The sequence below is a fragment of the Pseudoalteromonas sp. TB64 genome, assembly GCF_000498095.1.
Taxonomy (GTDB): domain Bacteria; phylum Pseudomonadota; class Gammaproteobacteria; order Enterobacterales; family Alteromonadaceae; genus Pseudoalteromonas.
The window spans coordinates 18565-40469 of the sequence record NZ_AUTQ01000221.1; the positions used below are offsets into that span (position 1 = coordinate 18565).

General features: G+C 38.1%; 17 protein-coding genes. 8 read left to right on the forward strand and 9 right to left on the reverse strand.

Translation table 11 applies throughout. The annotated features are described in order from the left end of the window. The first annotated feature begins 30 nt into the window (after positions 1-30). From L647_RS0118520 to L647_RS0118535, 4 genes are all read left to right on the forward strand, one after another. On the forward strand, positions 31-1515 hold the full coding sequence (locus L647_RS0118520; protein ID WP_024612361.1) for a sensor histidine kinase: 1485 nt from the start codon (positions 31-33) through the stop codon (positions 1513-1515). After that, complete coding sequence (locus tag L647_RS0118525; RefSeq protein WP_024612362.1) at positions 1516-1977, forward strand: response regulator; 462 nt, start codon at positions 1516-1518, stop codon at positions 1975-1977. A 10-nt stretch (positions 1978-1987) separates the two neighbouring features. Then, positions 1988-3955 (forward strand): hybrid sensor histidine kinase/response regulator, encoded by a 1968-nt coding sequence (locus tag L647_RS0118530; RefSeq protein WP_024612363.1) that lies wholly within the window; start codon positions 1988-1990, stop codon positions 3953-3955. Between the two features lie 381 nt (positions 3956-4336). Next, positions 4337-4951 carry a fumarylacetoacetate hydrolase family protein gene (locus tag L647_RS0118535; RefSeq protein WP_024612364.1) on the forward strand — a complete coding sequence of 205 codons (615 nt, stop codon included), beginning with the start codon at positions 4337-4339 and terminating at the stop codon, positions 4949-4951. Here the strand turns inward: L647_RS0118535 and L647_RS0118540 are convergent. The 3 genes from L647_RS0118540 to L647_RS0118550 all read right to left on the reverse strand — a co-directional run bounded on the left by L647_RS0118540 (position 4908) and on the right by L647_RS0118550 (position 7450). Further along, on the reverse strand, positions 4908-5825 hold the full coding sequence (locus tag L647_RS0118540) for an ABC transporter substrate-binding protein (RefSeq protein WP_024612365.1): 918 nt from the start codon (positions 5823-5825) through the stop codon (positions 4908-4910). The two genes, L647_RS0118535 and L647_RS0118540, sit on opposite strands and share 44 nt — an antisense overlap. 128 nt (positions 5826-5953) lie before the next feature. Then, positions 5954-7006 (reverse strand): aldo/keto reductase, encoded by a 1053-nt coding sequence (locus L647_RS0118545; protein ID WP_024612366.1) that lies wholly within the window; start codon positions 7004-7006, stop codon positions 5954-5956. 12 nt (positions 7007-7018) lie between these two features. Next, positions 7019-7450, reverse strand: coding sequence for a thioesterase family protein (locus L647_RS0118550; protein WP_024612367.1), 432 nt, complete (start codon positions 7448-7450; stop codon positions 7019-7021). 403 nt (positions 7451-7853) lie between these two features. On the opposite strand from L647_RS0118550, the gene dinB reads away from it, so the two are divergent. Continuing rightward, a complete protein-coding gene (gene dinB, locus L647_RS0118560) occupies positions 7854-8906 on the forward strand; it encodes a DNA polymerase IV (RefSeq protein WP_033024493.1) in 1053 nt (350 codons plus the stop codon). A gap of 142 nt (positions 8907-9048) precedes the next feature. Further along, on the forward strand, positions 9049-10584 hold the full coding sequence (locus L647_RS0118565) for a leucyl aminopeptidase family protein (RefSeq protein ID WP_024612369.1): 1536 nt from the start codon (positions 9049-9051) through the stop codon (positions 10582-10584). Between the two features lie 88 nt (positions 10585-10672). Here L647_RS0118565 and L647_RS0118570 read toward each other — a convergent pair whose 3' ends face one another. Beyond that, positions 10673-12310 (reverse strand): methyl-accepting chemotaxis protein, encoded by a 1638-nt coding sequence (locus L647_RS0118570; protein ID WP_024612370.1) that lies wholly within the window; start codon positions 12308-12310, stop codon positions 10673-10675. A 146-nt stretch (positions 12311-12456) separates the two neighbouring features. Further along, on the reverse strand, positions 12457-14682 hold the full coding sequence (locus L647_RS0118575) for a S9 family peptidase (RefSeq protein WP_024612371.1): 2226 nt from the start codon (positions 14680-14682) through the stop codon (positions 12457-12459). Positions 14683-14793: 111 nt separating this feature from the next. On the opposite strand from L647_RS0118575, the gene L647_RS0118580 reads away from it, so the two are divergent. Next, positions 14794-15198 (forward strand): HIT family protein, encoded by a 405-nt coding sequence (locus L647_RS0118580; protein WP_024612372.1) that lies wholly within the window; start codon positions 14794-14796, stop codon positions 15196-15198. Between the two features lie 41 nt (positions 15199-15239). On the opposite strand, the gene L647_RS0118585 is transcribed toward L647_RS0118580, so the two are convergent. Next, positions 15240-16949 (reverse strand): hypothetical protein, encoded by a 1710-nt coding sequence (locus L647_RS0118585; protein ID WP_024612373.1) that lies wholly within the window; start codon positions 16947-16949, stop codon positions 15240-15242. Positions 16950-17249: 300 nt separating this feature from the next. Here L647_RS0118585 and L647_RS0118590 point away from each other — a divergent pair, with 300 nt between their 5' ends. Continuing rightward, entirely contained in the window at positions 17250-18089 is an 840-nt protein-coding gene (locus tag L647_RS0118590) for an HDOD domain-containing protein (RefSeq protein WP_024612374.1), read from the forward strand. A 72-nt stretch (positions 18090-18161) separates the two neighbouring features. Here L647_RS0118590 and rdgC read toward each other — a convergent pair whose 3' ends face one another. From rdgC to L647_RS0118605, 3 genes are all read right to left on the reverse strand, one after another. After that, positions 18162-19079, reverse strand: a complete 918-nt coding sequence (gene rdgC / locus L647_RS0118595; protein ID WP_024612375.1) for a recombination-associated protein RdgC — start codon at positions 19077-19079, stop codon at positions 18162-18164. 80 nt (positions 19080-19159) lie between these two features. Further along, a complete protein-coding gene (locus L647_RS0118600; RefSeq protein WP_024612376.1) occupies positions 19160-20926 on the reverse strand; it encodes an ATP-binding protein in 1767 nt (588 codons plus the stop codon). A gap of 310 nt (positions 20927-21236) precedes the next feature. After that, a partial coding sequence (locus L647_RS0118605; RefSeq protein ID WP_024610111.1) for an IS30 family transposase occupies positions 21237-21905 on the reverse strand: 669 nt, incomplete at its 5' end.

Here is a 21905-nt window from a genome sequence, read left to right on the forward strand (position 1 = left end):
TGTTGTATAAACTTTAATTCGGGAAGCTAAATGAGCAAGCAAAAACAGCAAAGTAAAGCGAATATTACTTGGGCAGCTTTTATAGTTGTTGTGTTGAGTATTATTGTGGGGAACGCATTTTTAGCATTGAACACCATTCAAGGTTTAACGCAAACCCAAAAGAGTTTAGACAACACTAATATGCTGACTACAGCAATTGAGCAACTGCATTTATCAATAGTGCAGGCTGAGTCGGGTCAGCGCGGTTACTTATTAACAGAAGAGACTGATTATTTAACGCCTTATTATGATGCTATTGGGCAAATTGAGGCTCAAACAAATCATGTTAAGTCGCTTCATTCTGAAATCGACGGTCAAGCAGAGCGTATTGCCGAGCTGTTAGTGCTTGTAGAGAGTAAAATTAAAGAGCTAAAACAAACGGTTAATCTTGCTTTAGATGATAAAGAGCGACGAGCACTTTATGTACTTAATACACACAAGGGACGAGAGCTTTATAAGCAAATTCTTGAGCATGTTAATGAAGTTCAAGACCGTGAGTTACTCTTTAAAGTAAGTCATTTTTCTAAATTAGCTAATATAAAAAACGAAGCTAAAATTACGTTTGCTATCACTGCAATCACAAGCGCTTTGCTTATTATTGGCATGTTTGTGATGACGCGTCTTAATTTAAGAAACGCTGCACAGTATCGTTTTGAGCTTGAAAAACAAAACGAGACGTTAGCAATTAAAGTGTCTGAACGTACGCAAGAGCTAACGTTGTACTCTGATGAGTTGAGCCGAAGTAACCGAGAGCTAGAAGAATTTGCTTTTGTAGCGAGCCATGATTTACAAGAACCCCTTAGAAAAATTCAGGCTTTTAGTGATCGCCTCGAAACCATGTTTAAAGATGAACTAGGTGAAAAGGGGATTGATTACATTGGGCGCATGAAAAATGCAGCGCAACGTATGTCTAATTTAATAAATGATTTATTAGAGTTTTCGCGTATTACAACACGCGGCAAAGACTTTGATGACACAAATTTAAACGAAGTGGTAGCCGATATATTAAGTGATTTAGAAATAGCGATAAAAGAGTCTGATGCACAAATTGACGTAGAAGACTTACCGGTTATTCAGGCTGATAAAAGCCAAATGCAGCAACTATTTTTAAATTTGTTATCAAATGCGGTTAAATTTAGACGCCCAGATATAAGCCCACATATAAAAATTAGTTATCAGGATGAAGATATTTTTAGTGCTGATCATAATGCACATTTAAGTTTTCAAGTTATTACGATAACAGATAACGGCATTGGTTTTTCACAAGACTACGCCGATAAAATATTTGTACCGTTTCAACGTTTGCACGGTCGTTCACAATATAAAGGCACTGGTATTGGTCTTTCTGTTTGTAGGCGTATAGTGGAGCGTCATGGCGGAACAATTACAGCAAAAAGTACAGACGGTGAAGGTGCAACCTTCATTATAAAACTACCTGTGGAAGCTGCGCTTTTCACATTGCAAGGAGAGGCTTAAATGCCCTATTCAAAAGTAAAACCTATTACTATTTTAATGGCAGACGATGATGAAGATGATCGTTTGTTAACACAAGATGCCCTTGCCGAAAGCCGTGTACTTAACGAACTTCATTTTGTTGAAGACGGCGTCGAGTTACTTGAATACTTAGAGCGTAGAGGTAAGTTTGAAGACAAAACTGTATCGCCACGACCAGGCTTGATATTGCTTGATTTAAACATGCCAAGAATGGATGGTCGAGAGGCGCTTGAAGCAATTAAAGCAAACCCTAACTTAAAGGGTATTCCGGTTGTTATTTTAACTACGTCTAAGCAAGAAGAAGACATGGTTAAAGGGTATAACTTAGGTGCAGCATCTTACATAACCAAACCAGTAACATTTGACGGTTTGGTTGATTTGATGAAAACCCTAGGAAAATATTGGGTAGAGTTTGTAGAGCTACCGACAACATTTAACGATTAATGGAGATTTTATGTTAGATAAAGTGACTCAGTTGCTGCTTGTAGAAGATGATGAAGATGATTACATACTCACCTGCGACTATTTGGACCAATTGGATTCACACACGTTTAACATTCAATGGATAAGCTCTCCAGAGCAGGCAATTGCAACGCTTAGTAAAAATGAGCATGACATTTGCCTGCTTGATTACCGCTTGGGTGCATCTAATGGTTTAGATGTATTAAAAGAAGCCATTGCTAATGGCTTTAGCGGCCCAATTATTATGCTTACCGGGCAGTCAAACGACGAGTTAGACTCGGCAGCGCTTGATGCCGGTGCAGTAGATTACTTAATAAAAACAGAAATGAGCTCTAGCCGCTTTGCGCGTGCTATTCGCTATGCTTTGGCGCGTAAAGATGTTGAAGGTGAGCGAGTAGAGCGTTTAAAAGCCGAAGCAGAAAACCGTTCAAAAGACCGCTTTTTAGCCCATTTGAGCCATGAATTAAGAACCCCTCTATCGTCTATTTTAGGTTACACCGAACTATTGATGCAGAGCGACTTTAGTCAGCAAGCAGAAAATGAATTGGGTGTTATTTATCGAAACGGTAAACACTTATTGAGCCTATTAAACGATGTGCTCGATTTATCTAAAATAGCAGCCGATAAACTAGAGCTGACTCTAAGCGAAGTTAACCTTGATAGCATGCTTGCCGATGTATACACGTTAATGCGCGTATCGGTGCTTGATAAGGGGCTTACGTTGCGATTTGAATCACATCAGCCATTGCCTTTAGTTGCACGACTTGATGCAACAAGAGTTCGTCAAATTTTAATAAATCTAATAAATAATGCGGTTAAATTTACCGATAAAGGCGAAATTGTTGTTAATGCATGGACGCAATGGGTTGATGATCGTGAAATGCTATTTTTTAGCATTAAAGATTCGGGCATGGGTATAGCCCCTGAAAAACAAGAACTGATATTTAAACCGTTTGAGCAAATAGCTGATGTAGAATCACGCTCTGTAGGTGGAGCTGGTCTTGGTTTAGCAATATGTGCTGAGCTTTTAGCGCGTATGCGCGGTGATATTAGTTTGCACTCTGAAGTTGGTAAAGGCTCTACGTTTACTATTTCGGTTTACCCGGGTGATATTAGCGAAGTAGAGCGACAAGTACTTAATTTTAGTAGTGCTCCGCAGTTACAAAATAAATTGGCTCCTTGCAAAGTACACGGGCGAGTATTGGTTGTTGATGATTTACGTGATTTACGCATGCTAGTTGGTCATATGATCAGTACCTGTGGCGCGCGAGTAGATTACGCTGAGCACGGTCAACAAGCACTTGAAAAAGTACGAATTGCAGATGCATATAAAGCGCCTTACGATATTATTTTTATCGATATTCATATGCCTGTAATGGGTGGTAAAGAAGCGACTATAGAGCTCAGGAAAATGGGTTATAAAGGTCCAATAATCGCGCTTACTGCCGCTACTATGAAAGGCATACATGAGGAACTAGCTGCACTTGGTTTTAACGATGTTATTCCAAAGCCTGTAGATAGTGCTGCTTTATATCAGTGTTTACAAGATTACTTAGTCGCACCAGAGTATGCACCACAGGCCAAAGATATAAACAGTACTAAGGGTTTAACTGAGAAAAAACAGCGCTTTTTACTCGTAGAAGACGATCACGATGCAGCGCAAATTACACAGTTACTTTTAGAGAGTTTAGGTGTTGAAACGGTGATAGCATCGAGTTGCGCGCAGTGTTTGCAAATACTCAATCACGACCAACAATTTAATAAAGTATTACTAGATATGCATTTACCCGATGGGAGCGGCATTGACTTAGGGCAAAAAGTCAATGAGCGTTATCCAGATCTACGTTTGGTGATCGTAAGTGGTGCCGAACCCGATCCTAGGCAAATAAAAGATTTAAATATTGACCGAGTTTTACTTAAACCTATTAATTTGAGCTTACTTGAAACGCTTATTAGCTAGGACCTGTTTATCTTTCGAGGTTAAATTTGCAGCAGTATGTTTGGTATTTAGGTTAAGGCAGAGCCTGTGTAGTGTGGTTATTCCCCATAAATAGGCAATAACGTAGCATAAAGGCAAGACATGCGCTGCCCGAAGGGTTCTGCCCAGGGACTATTTACTCTTTGTTGCCTACATTGATGTCGGTAAGGGGCGTGAGCAGGACGCGGAAGCTTTGCTCGGTTTTTACTTATTCTTACATGGATGTAAGTCAGTAGAATAACGCAGGAGCAGTTATCGAGCCCACTAGGTTACAAACATCGCGCCGCGATTAAATAGGCCCTAGATTGAACAAATTTTAATCCTGAAAGGTCAACAGGTCCTATTAACTGAGACGTTATTTATATGCATTCAATAAAGTTAGTATCTGAAAAATTAACACCATCAAAAGTAGTGTGTGTTGGTCGTAACTATACCGCACACATTGCAGAGCTAAACAACGAAACGCCAGACCAAATGGTGTTATTTAACAAACCAAACAGCGCGATTACGGATACGTTATTTGCAGCTCATAACGGCGATACGCTGCATTATGAAACTGAGTTATGTTTTGTCGTTAAAAATAAAAAATTTGTTGGGGTTGGGCTAGGTTTAGATTTAACTAAACGTACCGTACAAAGTAAATTAAAAAATAAAGGGCTGCCATGGGAGCGAGCTAAAGCGTTTGACGGCTCTGTTATTTTAAGTGACTTTGTAGAATTAACTGATGAAATGCAGCACTTTAAGTTCGAACTTAAAATTAATAATGAAGTCATTCAGCAAGGCGATTCTCATTTTATGCTTTATAAGCCTGAATCAATTTTGCAAGAAATTAGTGAATTTATGAGCTTAGAAGATGGCGATATTATTATGACAGGTACGCCTGCTGGAGTAGGTGAGGTGACTGCTGATTGTATTTTTAAAGTAGCACTTTACACTAACGAACAATGCTTGCTTGAGCAGCAGTGGTGTGCGAATTAAAATTTAATACATAGTCACTATAGTGCTGTCTAAAGTTATTAGTACCGTTGTTTAGCCAGTCATATTGAGTATGTTGATATTCATAAGATTGTAATATTTTATTTTTTAATGCGAAGTTAATTTTATTTATAGCTTGTTCGGCAAAGTTATTAGGTGCATTAACTGCGCAACCCACAGCACCTTGAATAACTGTATTGTAATTTTCTTCGATTGGTATGCTTACAAGGTTATTAAACTTATTTTGTTGTTTAAAATAGTTAATCATAAATGGGTAATCAATTACATAATCTAAAAAACCGTAATTTAGCTGCGTAGTCATTGTTTGGTTTTCGTTACTCAAATTTAAAGGTGCGTTAATATGCAGAACTCTATTATTAATAATTGTATTTATGTTTGGTGAAAACCTTCTAGTTGCAGCTTGACCATAAATATAGTTCTGATCAGTTAATAAACTAATTAAATGAATAGGGTTACCGTACTTTTTAGTAAGTATAGGCTTAAGTGCTTTTGTTGTAATAACAGAAAACGGCGGGTACACAGCTGTTGGGTTTGAGTATTTAAACATCTGATTAGAGTGGTTTTTATAAATAGTACACGGCAAGCAGATATTTTTACCTTCAGCTAAGTATTTATGAATTCGCGCTTGCGGAACTGCTAAACGAGTATGTTTTACCCCAGGGATATTATTTATAAGTTGCTCTGTTAAGTTGTCGCATAACCCACCTTGTGGTGAGCGCTCACTTTTAGCAATATGAAATGGGGCAGTATGGCTTTGTAGCCAAATGATTTCTTGTAAAGGCTGTTTTTCTTGCTCAGAAGCGCATACGTTATATGTTATAAATAATGAAAGTACAAAGTATCCGTTTTTTGGCATAGTCAATGACTCTTAACATAACAAAAGTTAATTAAAGTATAGCGTTAGTCGTTTAGCGAATAAATTTTACAAAAAGTTTATTGTTAATAAGTAGCCATAATAGCACTACCTATTAACGAAGTACGAATTTAATATGGCATCGGAAAGCTTCTAAAAATAGCATTTATATCGGCTAAAATTTTGTCGCTCAACGTTATGCTAAATGCGTCTATGTCTTCCTTTAATTGAGCTATAGATGTTGCCCCAATAATTGAAGAAGTAACCCCATCAACCTGATTACACCACGCTAGCGCAAGCTGTGCTGGGGTAATATTATTTTCACGAGCAAGCTCTACATATTGCTTTGTTGCTTGCTCTGCGTTTGGTGTATCTCTAAAAATACCGTTACGCTGCATAAAGGTCCAGCGAGAGCCTTCTGGTCGGGCACCGTTTAAATATTTACCCGTCAATAAACCAGCAGCTAAAGGTGACCACGGTAAATAAGCTATATCCTCATGAACACATTGCTCAATTAAATATGGCCAATCTTTAGCGTGGGCTAAGCTAAATTCGTTTTGAATAGACACCATGCGCGGCAAATCGTGCTCTTTGGCTAAGCTTAAAAACTGGCTTATACCCCATGGTGTATCGTCAGACAAACCACAATGCTTAATTTTTCCTGCTTTTACGCAGTCATTTAAACCTTCTAAAATATCAAGCATGCTGGCTTGTTGCTCTTGTGTATTTACATCAGTAAATTTGAGCGTACCGGGCCATTGCCTACCAAAGTGTGGAGTAGAGCGGTTTGGCCAATGTAATTGGTATAAATCAATATAATCAGTTTGTAGACGCTTTAGAGAACTATCGACTGCTTCGATAACTGTTTGGCGAGTAATATTGCCGCCATCACGAACCCACGATAAACCGTTACCAGCAATTTTAGTCGCGAGTACGATCTCACTACGTTTTTGCTTATTTCGTGATAACCAATCGCCAATAATTAGCTCTGTTTTACCATAAGTTTCAGGAGACGGTGGCACAGCGTACATTTCGGCTGTATCAATAAAATTTACGCCTTGGGCAAGAGCATAAGTTATTTGTTCATCAGCATCGCTTTGTGTATTTTGCTTACCCCATGTCATGCTGCCTAAACATACTCGAGAAATATTAATACCACTGCTACCTAGTGGACTGTATTGCATGAAAGTTCCTTATTAGTCGTCTTGAGCATAGCTAATTAAAGCTGATAAAAGAGGCTCTGAAATAGGGGCTTTTTTCCCTGTTGTAAAATCAAACATAACCACTTTTGAGTTGCCGGTTGTAGTTACGGCATTTTGTGCGTGACTAAATACGGTGTAATTCATCACAAAGCGATCGGTTTTAATATCTGTAATTGTAACGCCTACAGTAAGCGTATCTGGAAAAGTAACTGGGCGCTTATAACGAATGTTATTTTCGCTTATAACAGGACCAGTACTATTTGGGCTAATGGTATCAAATAAGTTTATTTTATTTAAAAAGTCGATTCGGGCTATTTCAAAATAACGTAAATAAACGACATTATTTACGTGTTGAAGGGCATCCATATCTGCCCAAGCTACGGTTATATCGGTATGAATAGGGTGCTGTTCTTTAAACGCTTGCATGCACTTATAGCTCTTAGTTTTAAAGTACTTAGATTATCAATATGAAGTAACTACCTCAAGATATCAATCGTCGTTTTAATAATTTTAGTTGAATGAAATTAATTTTGAGACTAGAGTTAAATTACACACTGTAGTACACAATAGGACACACACATTGCAAAATATAATTAGTTGGGCTTTGGCTTCTTTGATTTTTATTGCGTCTTTTACCTGCTTTGCGATGGGTAATGCACCGGGCGCAGTTACGTTACTTGTGATAGGTTTTTTAACAGAGTTTGCCTTTTGGATGCACTGTTCTAATAAAACACAAGTGATTAAATAATTAGTTCATTGCGCAGATACTTGCTAATTAAAAGTGATTACATAATAATGGCTGTATAAATAAACAGTTGTTATTGTGGTGATGAAAAAGTTTATTCACATAGATATGGATTGCTTTTATGCAGCCGTAGAAATGCGCGATAACCCTAAGCTTGCAAGTGTTCCACTGGCAATTGGGGGGAATAGTCGTCGTGGGGTTCTTTCCACGGCGAACTATATTGCAAGAGAATATGGTGTGCGATCGGCTATGTCGAATTATCATGCCAAACAACTGTGCCCCGATTTAGTTATTGTACCTGGGCGTATGGCTGTTTATAAAGAAGCCTCAAATCAAATACGTGAAGTATTTAACCGTTACACAGACTTAATTGAACCTCTCTCTCTTGACGAAGCCTATCTTGATGTAACAGACAGTACCGTTTGTAAAGGCAGTGCCACACTTATAGCTCAACAAATTCGTGCTGATATTTATAATGCAACGGGGCTTACTGCATCAGCAGGCATTGCGCCTATTAAGTTTATTGCAAAAATAGCCAGTGATGAAAATAAACCCAATGGTCAATTTGTTGTGTTACCCAATGAAGTAGATGACTTTTTAGCACAGTTACCATTAGGTAAAATTCCGGGAGTGGGTAAAGTTACGCTCGAAAAACTCAACTTAAAAGGGTTATATACCGGTAAAGATATACGCGAAAAAGGCGTAAACTGGATGCAGCAACATGTGGGTAATTTTGGTGTGTCGCTTTATCAAAAATGTGCTGGTGAGTATGTTGGTCAGGTGTCTACTAACCGAATTAGAAAGTCGCTAAGTGTTGAGCATACCTATGAGTATAATAAAAATAGCTTACAAGAATGCCTTGATCAGCTTCCTAAATTACTAGACGAATTAACAATACGTTTGAATAAGCAGCAATTAGAAAACCGAATTAATAAACTGAGTGTTAAGGTAAAGTTTGCAAACTTTGTAGTGACCTCTGCGGATCAGGCATATCATCAATTAAATACTGAAATTTTTGCTCAATTGCTTACAAAAGCCCACCAGCGAGGGCTCCAGCAACCAGTACGATTATTAGGGATTGGCGTTGGTATTAAAAATAAACCAGAACAAAACCAACAACTCAGTATTCTTGATTAGTTAAGTAAAGTTGTAACTTTAAGTTGCCAATAAAGTAAGGTGTTAGCAATATCTTAAATGGCAAAGTCGTTGCAGCTTACTGGTCTTCAATATTTAAATCGACGATAATAGAGGCTTATGTTTTTTAACAGGACCTTTATTTATGGCATATCCAAAAGCTGTGCTGGCTCAGCCAGTAAGTACTAGCCTTGAATGCACATATCATGATGCATTGATCATTATCAGTGATGATTTTTCTCAATTACCAAATAACCCATTACGCGATGCTGTTTTAGCACTATCAAAAGTAGACTCTCGCATTGGTAAGCAAGTTACTTTATTAGTAATTGAAAACAAGCGTGTAATACTTGCTCCAACAGGTCCGTTAAACAGAGATTACGACGACGTACGTCGTTACTTTGATGCCGCTAAACTAGCAATTAATGAAGCGAAAGCATCGGGCAGTGTTAACCCTGCAATATTTTTACCAAATCTTAATGGCGATAGCCGTTACCAACACGCTCTAGAAGTTGCTTATTTAGGCGCTTGTCAGGCTTTATGGCAACCATTAGAAGCGCGCGAGTTTCATGGTGAAGGAATTGAACCAGTAATAAATATTGGTTTAGTTGGAGCTAGTGATCAAACAATTAAAGCCGTTAATGCAATTGCTGCGGGTCAATATGCTGCACGTGACTTATGTGGTACTGAGCCTGAGCGTATGGCTCCGCCTCGCTTTGCAGATTACTGCGTTGATTTATTTAAAGGCTCAAAAATTGCGGTTGACGTAATTGACGATATTGCAGCTATTGATAAAAATTATCCAATGTTAAGTACTGTTGCTCGTGCATCTTATGCAGTTGAGCGTCATCATCCACGTGTTGTTAAGCTTGAATATGTACCAGAGGGCGAAATTACTCGTACGCTTATGTTTGTAGGTAAGGGTCTTGTATATGACACCGGCGGTGCAGATTTAAAAGTTGGCGGACACATGGCAGGTATGAGCCGCGATAAAGGTGGCGCAGCATCTGTTGCAGGGTTTATGAAAGCCGTTGCAGATTATCAGCCTAAAGGCGTAAAAGTAGTATCGTACTTAGCCGTTGTTCGTAACTCTATTGGTTCTGATTGTTTTGTACCAGATGAAATAATCACTAGCCGCGAGGGTGTACGTGTACGCATTGGTAATACTGATGCAGAAGGGCGTTTAGCTATGGGCGACTTACTTAGCGAAATGAAAGATTTAGCTAAAGGCGAAATCAATCCAACGTTATTTACTGTTGCTACATTAACGGGGCACGCTGCTCGTGCAATGGGTCCTTACGGTGCATACGTTGAAAATGGTCCAGCTCGTAGTGCAGGTGTTTCACGTCAAATAGCCGATTGCGGCGATTTATGGGCAGATGGCGCAGAAGTATCGCGTTCACGCCGTGAAGATTATGATTTTATTAAACCGCGTACGTTAGCTGACGATGTACTTTCTAGTAATAATGCCGCATCTGCAGTTACAGCCCGTGGGCATCAGTTCCCAATGGCGTTTATGGCTATTGTAGGCGGGCTAGATAAGCACGGTAACGACTCTGCGCAACCTTTACCATATGTTCATATGGATATTGCAGGTAGCGGTGTTGAAGGTGGTGATTGGCAACATGGTAAGCCAACTGCTGCGTCTGTAACTAGCTTGTTTGCACGTTATTGTTTGTAATACTTAATAAGTTATCGCTTTAAAATAAAAGCCCCAAATTATAAGTCATAATTTGGGGCTTTTTAATGAATACTCAATAAGTTATCGCTTAATCTAGTTTAAATCGATTAACAACACTTGATAGCTGCACACTACTTTGTTTTAGTTTATCGCTCGCACCAGTTAACTGCTTGGTATTATCTAGCGACTTTTCGGTTGAATGCGACAAATCGTTTATTCGTAAATTAACCTCATCGGCGGCTTGAGTTTGTTGTTCTGTAGCGCGAGCTATTTGGCTATTCATCTCTGTGATTATTGATACGAGTCTTTCAATTTCATTAAGAGAGGTATTAGCTAATGAGGCTTGATCTACTGTAGAAATAGAAAGTGCTTGGCTTGATTTAACAGCCTCTACAGCCGCTTTCGCACCTTCTTGAAGTTTGGTTATCATAGCTTGAATTTCATCAGTACTTTGCCCTGTACGGCTTGCTAAAGTACGGACTTCATCGGCAACTACAGCAAAACCACGACCATGTTCGCCCGCACGTGCCGCTTCAATTGCTGCGTTTAATGCGAGCAAATTGGTTTGTTCCGAAATACTCCTAATAACATCAAGTACTGAACCAATATTGTGACTTTCGTTTGCTAGGTCTTCGGTTACACGGCTCACCGTTTCTATATTGCTAGAGAGCGTTTCTATTGCGGTAATGGTTTTAGCGACTACATTTTTGCCAGTAGATGCATTTTTAGCTGCATCGTTTGCTGCTTGCTCAGCGGCTTCTGCATTGCGGCTTACGTCATGTATTTGATGGGTCATTTGTTCCATAGCGGCTGCTACTTGTGTTGAACTGTCGTTTTGTAGTTCAATGTATGAGTGACTCGTTTTACTTGATTCATCAACTGTATATGCATGTTCACCCACATCAGTTGCACTTTGCGATACATGAACTAAAGATTCACGCATTTTTGATATAAAAGAGTTAAATGAATGAGATAGCTCTGAAATTTCGTCATTTCCTTCTTCATTTAAACTACGTGTTAAATCACCTTCACCTTGCGATATATCTTTCATCATATCGGCAGCAAGCCGTGTAGGAGCGACAATACTTTTGCCTATAAAGTAACTAAATAAAATAATGGCAAATATCATAATAAGAGCATTTATAATTATTAAATTTCGCTGTTCTTCAAATGCGGTATCAATCGAATCGAGGTAAACACCAGATCCAATAATCCATTGCCATTGGTTAAATCCTTTAACAAACGCAATTTTATCGACTGGCTTATCTTTTCCGGGTTTTGGCCATTTATACGGTATAAAACCTTCACCAGAACTTTTGACAATATTTACCATATCAACAAACAATGCTTTACCGTCTGGGTCTTTATTATTGGTTAAATCTTTCCCTTCAAGTGCCGGTTTTATGGGGTGCATTATCATTTCTGGTTGGTAGTTATTAATCCAAAAGTAATTAGTATTGTCGTATCTGAGTGCGCGAATAGCTTGCATTGCTTGTGATTGCGCTTGTTGTTGGGTAAGAGTTTGGTTTTGTTCAAGCTCATGAAAGTGGGTGATTATACTGTAGGCAGTTTCTACTACATTTTGTGTTTTTATATATTGTTCATTTTTGAGTGCGTCATATTGATGATTTAAGCTAGAAATACTTAATACAATCAAACCAAAAATAACAATCCCCACCAAAATGGCAAACCGTTGAAAAATACTAAAACGACGAAGGTTGGGCATACATTTATCCTTTATAAGTTTGCACTGATAGGTGCATAGAATAAGCGTAGCTAAAAAGTATATTTAATCTAGGCTCAATAACCATTAAGGCAAAAAAAAGGCTGATTTATCAATCAGCCTTTAGTCTACTTTTTAAACTTGTTTAACTATTTAACATCAAAATGACGATTAAAGAAGTTAGTAATGGTTTGATGTAAGTGCGTTTGTACTTGTTTACCACGTAAGCTGTGTTTAGAGCCTGGGTAGGTCATCATTTCAAACTGTTTCTCATTATCTTGAAGCTGCTTAAATAATTTAGTGGAATGAGTAAACAACACGTTGTCGTCTGCCATGCCATGGTAAATCATTAATGGACCTTTTAAGCCATCTGCGTAAGGAAAAACAGCACTGTCTTCATAGCCCTTAGCATTTGTATCAGGGTGACCTAAATAACGCTCAGTATAATGTGTATCGTATAGTGCCCAATCGGTTACAGGTGCACCTGACACGCCTGCTTGAAAGTAATCACCCGCTTTAAACATGGTCATAAGTGCCATGTAGCCGCCGTAACTATGACCATAAACACCAATGCGTTGTGGGTCTACAAAATCAAGAGTACGTAAAAACTCTACGCCTTTAATTTGATCTGCCACTTCAACCACACCTAAGTGCTTGTAAATAGCATCTTCAAACTTTTTACCACGGTTATAAGAACCACGGTTGTCGAGTTGAAAAATCACGTAACCTTGTTGCGCCATGTACTGAAAATACAAGTTTTTACTACGCCAGCTATTCGTTACTCGTTGTGCATGCGGACCACCGTATACGTTAACAATAACAGGGTGTTTTTTGCCATCAGTTACGTTGCTTGGTTTAAATAGGCGATAATGCATTACTTGACCATCTTCGGCTTTAATTGTGCCGTACTCTGGTTTTGTTAAGTCACTTAAATAAGGTGTAAGCGGGTGATTACTGTCTAGCTTGTTTTCTTCAAGCCACGTAATAAATTCGCCATTTATTTTGCGAAGTGCTGCTGAATTTGGTTTATTGTCAGACGAGCTATTATCGATAAAGGTTTTGCTGTCTTTTGCTATTACAACATTATGGTACTGACCTTTTTCGGTAATACGTTTTGTTTCGCCCTTTTTGAATAAAGGAGCGCTGTATAGGTGGCTTTCAAGAGGGGTATCTTTTCGACCAGCAAAGTACACAACGCCTTTTTTCTCATCAATGCCTTTTAAGCTATCAACAGTCCAATCACCAGCTGTAATTTGGCGAACAAGCTGACCATTTGTGCGATATAGGTATAAGTGTTTAAAACCGTCGCGTTCAGATGCCCATACAAAGTGTTTTTTGTCTTTTAAAAACTCAAGATCAAAATGTAGGTTGATCCACGTATCGCTGTTTTCGGTAAGTGCTACCTTTTGCGTTTTTGACTCACTGTTATAAAAACGAAGTTCTAGTTTATGTTGCGAGCGGTTTTGCCACTGGTACGACAGTGTATCGCTATCTTTTAACCACTTAGCGCGGGCAATATAAATATCTTCGTCTTTACCTAAATCAATCCAATCTACTTGTTGATCGTTTAGTTTTACTACGCCAAGTTGAATTTTGACATTATCGGTACCTGTAAATGGGTAACGTTGATTAAATAGTTTTACTTCATCAGCGTAAATTTCGTTACGTATGGCTTCTTTTACTGGGGTTTCGTCAACACGAGTGTAAGCAATTTTAGATTCGTCACCTGACCACCAATAGCCAGTCATGCGGCTCATTTCTTCTTGAGCAACAAACTCGGCCATGCCGTTTTTAATAACGCCGCCACCGTCTTTGCTAAGCTGAATTTCTTTACCTGATTCAAGTTCTAAAGCATAAAGGTTTTGCTCTCGAATAAACGATACATAGTTACCTTTAGGTGAAAAACGTGCATCGGTTTCAAATGTTTCAGTGTCGGTTAGTTTTTTACTTTTACCTGATGCTAGTTCGTAATAATAAAGGTCGCCGTTAAGTGGAAATAAAAGCGCTTTACCATCTTTAGACCATTTGTATTCAAGTATGCCTTTACCAAAAATACGTTGGCGTTCACGGCGTGCTTTTTCTTCATCAGATAGATTTTCTGGGCCTGAAAATAATTTAGCTGAATCAACCAGAATACGATTTTTTTTATCTTTTAAATTGTATTCCCATAAATCGTAGCGGTTGTAGTCATCATTTTTACCTTGTAAATAAGTTACTCGGCTGCCATCCGGCGAAAATTTAAGTTGTACCGGCGACTTACCCGACAGGCTAGGATCGTCAAAAATACGCTCCAGCGATAAAGGTTTTGCTTGAACACTAATAGCGCCAACTATTAATGGCAGGGCAAGTGAAAGGTGTTTTATTTTTTTTAGCACAAGATTGCCTTCGCTTTTATAAATATTACTTTGAATGGTAAAGCCAAGCGTGTGCAACTGCAACTAAATGCTATAAAGTGTCAATTATTAAAGACTAAGCAGGACATTATAATGACTAACCCTGAATTCGAATTAGCCCCAGAGCTTAAACGCGACTGTATAGCTCTTGCCGATTGGCCGCTGTGTAAAGTACTTTTGTTGAACGATAGTCAGTATCCATGGTTTGTATTAGTACCAAGGCAACCTGCCTTAAAAGAGATTATTGATTTATCTGAGGGTGATCAAATTGTGTATTTAAAAGAGTCTGCAAAGCTAAGCAAGTTGATTATGAATGTATTTAAGCCTGATAAGTTAAACATTGCTGCTTTGGGGAACATGGTGCCGCAATTACATATTCATCATATAGCACGTTTTACGACTGATGCTGCCTGGCCTGCGCCAATTTGGGGTAAGTATCCAGCAGTTCCGTATACAGAGTTACAAATTACAGAGTTAAAAAAAGCGCTACAGTTTTAAACTGCAACGCTTTTTTAGGGTTTAGCTAAGTTTAACTAAGCTTATTTAAGCCCTAGTACTTCTTTACCTTGCTTAAACGTTACATCTACAGGAATATTTGCTTTGCTTAGTTTTTCTAAGTCTTTAGCAAGTTCTTCTTTAATGTCGCCATGAGTTGCAATTAGCTGGTCTACTTTTTCGTAATCGCCATCACCTTGTAAGGTTAAAATTAAGCGAGAAAGCTTAGCCATTGCAATGCTCATTTTTTCCATATTAACGCGATATAAACCAGCTTCATTTTTAGAAAATGCGCCTTCTTGTGCAAAAAAGTTAAAGCGGATCATGTTTGCTTGACCATGTGCACTTGATGCACCAAAACGTACTGAGCGGAAAATACCAGCCATAAAGGTTGTGTAGTAATCTTCAAGTGTACCTTCAGTAATCTCGCCTTTTTTAAGCAACTGCTCAACCATATATAAACCAAGTATATCGGCTTTACCTTCCTCAAGTGCACTTGCGTGTTCTTGTAGAGATTGGCGAACGGTACCTTTACCTGTAATGGTATTTTTAATACCTAGACCGTGAGCCACTTCGTGAAACATGGTGTTAGCAAAAAATGCATTGAAAGTAATATGCTTACGTTGTTCAGGTACAATCAGTTGATCAGCAATTGGTACTAAAATTTTGTCAAACTTAGCACGCATTGCATTTTTAAGTTGTAGGCGGCGAGTACCTTTTTCTAGTTGTACTTGCTCATCGTTTGGCAAGTTAATTGCTATTGTTTTACTACCAGCGTTAGAGTGGCCTGCGTAATAAACAACATCATAAGCGTTTAAGTCGGCGTCAGAGCCAGGTACTTCCTGTTTGTACTTAGCATCAACAGGTAAATCTTTTTGAAGCTCAGGTAAAAATGCTGCAAATTTAGCTAGGCGTTCGCTCCATTTTAGATCTTTAATTAATACATAAGACTCATAAGCAGCACGGTAACCAAACAACTGGTCTTCGTAAGTCTCAATAGGACCAATAACCACATCAATAGGGTTATTCTTCATATCCATCCATGCAAAATCAGATACTTGAAAATCATTTTTTTGCAGTGCATCAGCACGAAGGTTTAGATAGCTTGCAAATTCTTTGTCGTCAGCAAGCTTACTTGCTTCGCGTAGCAAGTCGGCTGCTTTTGCAAGTTCAGTGGCATACTCTTTAGAGTAAGGTACGCTGTAAAGTTTGCCTTGCTCATCACGTTTAATAACAGAGTAAAGACCTGTTTTGTCTTCAACGTCGGCATTGTTTAATTCTTCTTTAGTGATGTCTGCAGGGTAAAACTGCGCACCAAGTGGTTTTTCTTTATAACCAGATAAAAAAGCTTCATCACCATTTAAACGATCCCATGGACCATAGTTAATATCGGCAAATGTACGAACTTTTTCATCGTTTAACTTTGCTAAAAATGCACTTTTACTTTCACTAAATGATTGTTTCCAAAATAACTCATCCATTACTTTTGATGCATCAATAAGTTTAACAATCATGGCTTTTTGATTATCACTTAAATGCGACAAATCACTTTGTAAACTAAAGTCGGTATAAATATCTAAACGTTGCTGGTCAGCATTTATGAGTTGTGGACCCATTTGCTTATTTTCTGCTTTTGAAGATTGATCTGTTTTTGCTGTTGTGTTGTCGGTAGAAGAGGGAGCTTGCTCTGAGCATGCACTAAGAAAAACGACACCAGAGAGCATAATTGCTTGGCTAATTTTATTTAAGATCATTATTTTGCCTGTTAAAAAAGTAAGTTTAATATTTTGTACTTGCTAACAAAGTAGCTGAAAATGCACAAACGCTTCCTTATTGTGACTGCATTAAAGCAAAACTGAATGGTAAATAGCAAGTGTTAGGCGTTGTAAGGCAAATGGTCGGGATAAAATAGTGTTAATAAAAAAATAAATCTCTATAATTTCCTTAACTTTAGCGGTAAGTTAGACAATACTAATTGTATTACTAATATCAAAAAATTAATTGTCGTGGTTTGCATTTGCATTGCAACCTAAGAACAAAAGGATGACCGTTTTATGTCTACAGAAAATGCACTTTTAACTATTTTAGTCGATAGAATAAATAATGACACACTGGTTTTACCCACGTTACCTGAAGTAGCTATTAAGATCCGCCATGCTGCCGATAACCCCGATGTGAATTTAATGCAAATGTCAGATGTTATTTCACAAGATCCCGCTTTATCTGCACGTATGATTAAAGTAGCTAATAGTGCGATTATGGGACGCTCTGTAAAAGTATCTAATTTACATCAGGCGGTTACGCGTATTGGCTTGCGCCAAATTAAAAATATTGCAACAGCGATGGCTATGGAGCAATTATTTGTGTCAAACAATGAGCTCATCAAGGGTTATATGGGCAAGGCGTGGCAAAAAACGCTGACCGTTGCGAGTCATTCTATATCGTTGATGGAATTTTATTTAAAAAATAATAAGCATACATCACTAAACCGCGATGCAATTACATTAACTGCACTTGTCTATAATATTGGTGTGTTGCCTATTTTGACTGAAGCTGAACGACACCCAGAAGTGTTTGCTAACCCTGGTTTTTTAGCGCATGCAATCCAAAAACTAAGTGGTAAAATAGGTTTTTCTATTATGCGTGCATGGGAGTTTCCGGATGAGTTTTCTGATGTGGCACTTAGTTGGGCGGATCCGAGTTATAAACCAGCTCAAATTGGCTATGTAGACTTTATCCGCATTGGCGCTATTTTAGAGGGGACATTACAGGTATCTGATAAATCAGCTGCATTACAGGTATACATAGATAAAGGTGTTATTCCGTCTATGCAGTTGTTCTCTAGTGATGAGTACAACGATATGTTAGTTGATGTGAAAGATATGTTTAGTTAAGTTCTCTTAAATTTTAAGCATAAAAAAGCACGAGTGAATCGTGCTTTTTTTATACTTAAAATAGTTTTAACTTTAAGGTTTTACTAAATCGTCTGCATCACCTAAGCCAGACGTTAACTCTTCAAGTAATTGTTTAATTTCTTCTGAAGAGAGAATAAAGTCTGCATCTAGTTTTACTGCCATATCTTCTTTTGGGATATCAGCATTTTCTTCTTTTAACGTTTCTGAATAGCTTAAACGTTTAATAGAGCCATCATTTTGCAGCATGAACTTAACGCGCTCTTGCCAATCGAGTGCAAGTTTAGTTACACGTTTACCGCTTTCAAGATGCGATTTAACTTCGTCACATGATAAGTCATGACCTTTAAGTTTAACTTGTGCGCCACTGTCGTCTGCTTCTTCAAGTTCGGCATCTGAGCCTATTGCAAAGCCTTCAGGTGTGCTGAAGTTAGTTAACCAATCTGTTAAAAATACATCAAGGTCGTAATTTGCAAATGCAGGTACTACAGGTAATGTACCCAGTGATTTACGAAGTAGGGCAAGTAACTCTTCTGCTTTATTAAAGCTGCCACTGTTTACTACAACCCAACCGTTTTCTTGGTCGATAAATGCAAATTGTAAACTAGATTTTTTAAACGCTTGTGGAAGTAGAGCATGAAGAATATTTTCTTTTAATTCGTCTTTTTCTTTTTTCTTAACTGGGCGATTTTCTTCTGCTTCAATTAAATCAACTTTTTCAGCAACAAGTTCATTAATAACAGAAGCAGGTAATACTTTCTCTTCACGCTTAGCACACACTAAAATACTTTTTTGTGAAAAGTGCGATAATGTACCGCCGTGTTTTCCAAATGCTTTTGTCCAGCCAAATGTCGATAATTCTTGACCTGTACATGGACGAAACAAGTCTTGCTCTAATGCTTTATCGAAATCTTCTTGAGTATACGAAACGTCTTGCTTAAAGCGGTAACAAATAAGGTTACTAAACCACATGGGGATTGATCCATTTGAAAATTTATCCAATCATAACAATAAAATCAGTATCTCGAAATGACTGATTTGTTACTGGCTGTTTAATTTTGATTAAAAATAGGCAGTGGTTTAGGCATGTTTTTTGGAAATTTAATATAGTAACGTAAACCCTTACCAGCTTCGCTACTTGCATCTATAGATCCGCTTAAAGTTTGTTTAACTAAATTGAGCATTATGTGTGTGCCAAGTCCGCTTCCGCCCTGATCTCGTTTGGTAGTAAAAAACGGATCAAACAACTTTTTCAATTGCTCGCTTGTCACTCCATTACCATTGTCTTTGTAGTCAATGATTAGATTTGTTTCGTCACTGGTTATTTTTATATCCATAATGCCGTTATTTTTGCCTTCAAAACCATGGATAAGTGAGTTCATAATTAAGTTAGTAAAAATTTGGCTTATTGCACCCGCAGGCAAATTTAAAACAAGATCATCAGGGCATTCTAATTTAATAGTATGGGCTGTTTTTTTAAGTTGTGGATGAAGTGAGCGAATAACCTCGTTTACATAATCTTTAAAATTAATGGTTCTTATGGCTTCGCTTGCTTGATCAACTGCTATTTGCTTAAAGCTGGCAATTAACTCTGAGGCTCTATCAAGGTTTGTTGTTAGTAAACTAGTACTTTGTTGAGCATCATTAATAAAATTTTCGAGGGCTTTAGGCGACAGGGTTTTTTCTTTATAGGCAGCTTCAAGTTGATTTAAACGCTCTTGTAAAAATGAGATTGCGGTAACACCAATACCTATTGGAGTATTAATATCGTGAGTTATTCCTGCAACTAGCCCACCTAATGCGGCCATTTTTTCAGTGCCGAGTAGGCGCTCTTGTGCAAGGCTTAATTCATCTACGTAACGTTGTAACTCGGTTTGTTTTGTTAGTAGCTCTTGTTCGGTACTGCGACGAAGATCGACTTCATCAGTTAATACAATTTTTTGTTTTTCTAATTCATATTTTTGTTGTTGTAAATCCATCATCGCTTGGCTTAAATTTGATGTTTTACGAGCTACGTCTTGCTCTAATTGAACATTATGTTGATCTAGTTTTTCGTTACTTATTATTAGCTGTTTTTGCGCATGCTCAAGCTCTAGGCGGTATTGAACAACTTTATCTATCAGATTGTTAAATGACTCCTCCATTACTTTTAGCTCGTTATGTTCTTCTGTTTCTATTTCTATGTGCTGACCTTCAAGTTCGTCTAATTCAAGGTTTTCTATTTGTTCTATAAATTGAGATAGGGGATCGGTAAGTAGTTTTCTGAACGCCATTAAAAACAAAATAATCAAAAATGTTGTTTTTATCATCGCATTACCAATCAAAAAATAGATTGAAACCATAATGCGACTAAATACGACTTCTCGACTAGAAAATAAAGTAACGTCGCCAACTTGTGTTGCTCTACCCGAAAATTCGAATATAAGCGGAAAGGTATATCCAAATAAACCTGACTTAGAATCTTCTAAAATAACTTCTTCTTGAACTAATTGTTGGCTATACAACTTATGTATGTCGAGAGAACGCCCAAGCTGCGAGATTATTTCGCCGCTATCGTCGCGCACTATTATGCCTTCAATCATAGGGATGGCTAATAGGCCTTCTGCCGTGGTAATAGTTTGCTTGGTGTTTAGCTCCCAAATGGCTCTGGTTAAACTACGACTAAAGGTTTTTTGTAAGGTGGCTAATTCATCTCTAATATAGTCTTTTGTATTTACATATTCAGCAAGGACTTGCCCGCAAGTGACCACAAAGGTTAGCAAGAAATAGACCGATAAAACACTGGTCAGCAACTTTTTAGAAAGGCTTTGTTGTAACATAAGTGGCTTATGGTTCCTTTGGTTTTAGTACAAGATTGCTTAGTTACATAAAAGTTAGTCAATAAATGCTTAAAAATAAATAAAAAACTTTTAATTTTAAGCGTTATTTCAATATCAAATGAGTTTTAACTTTTACTATGGATATACCAGTAGATTTGTGAGATGTTTTTTTAATCAGAAACCTTTAGATGCTTTGTTACGCATATAGGTACCGTGATAGAATAAAACAAGTCGCTATGGATGGCTATTTCTTAACAGCTTTAATTATGCTCATTTAGTAGCGCGGATTCAAATCTGAAGTGCATAACGTTTAGGCGGCTTTAGCCGCCAAGTGATCCTGCATCAATTTTGCAGGCGTTTCAAATCCTAGTGTCTTCCTCGGACGATTATTAAGTTGCTCAAGTACTGGTATAACTTGCGCTGGTGTTACCGTCTTAAAATCTGTGCTCTTCGGCCAATACTGGCGTAGTAATCCATTCGTGTTTTCATTCAATCCGCGCTCCCATGAGTGATAAGGGTGAGCAAAATAAACAGGTACACTTAAAGCCTCTGTGATTTGCTCGTGATAAGCGAACTCTTTTCCATTGTCAGCCGTGATGCTATGAAGCGCTGACCTATATGGCCTTAATAGTTCTATCGTCGCCGCAGTGACGGCTTGTGCTGTTTTGCCTGCCACCTGAGTTGATACAGTGAATTGGGTGACCCGCTCTACAATGGTAACAAGGGCGCCTCGATGACCTTTACCTATAACGGTATCTATTTCCCAATCTCCGATACGACCTTTCTCATCAACTATTTGTGGACGTTCTTCAATGCTAACGCGATTTTTTATTTGCCCTCGGTTTGTTTTACCATGACTGCGCTTGTGATATTTCTTACCGTGTCGGCGCAGATGTAGGTATAACTCACCACCTGCTTTTTTATCTTCCCAGATATACAGATAAATGCATTCATGGCTGACAGACCGTTCACTTTCTTT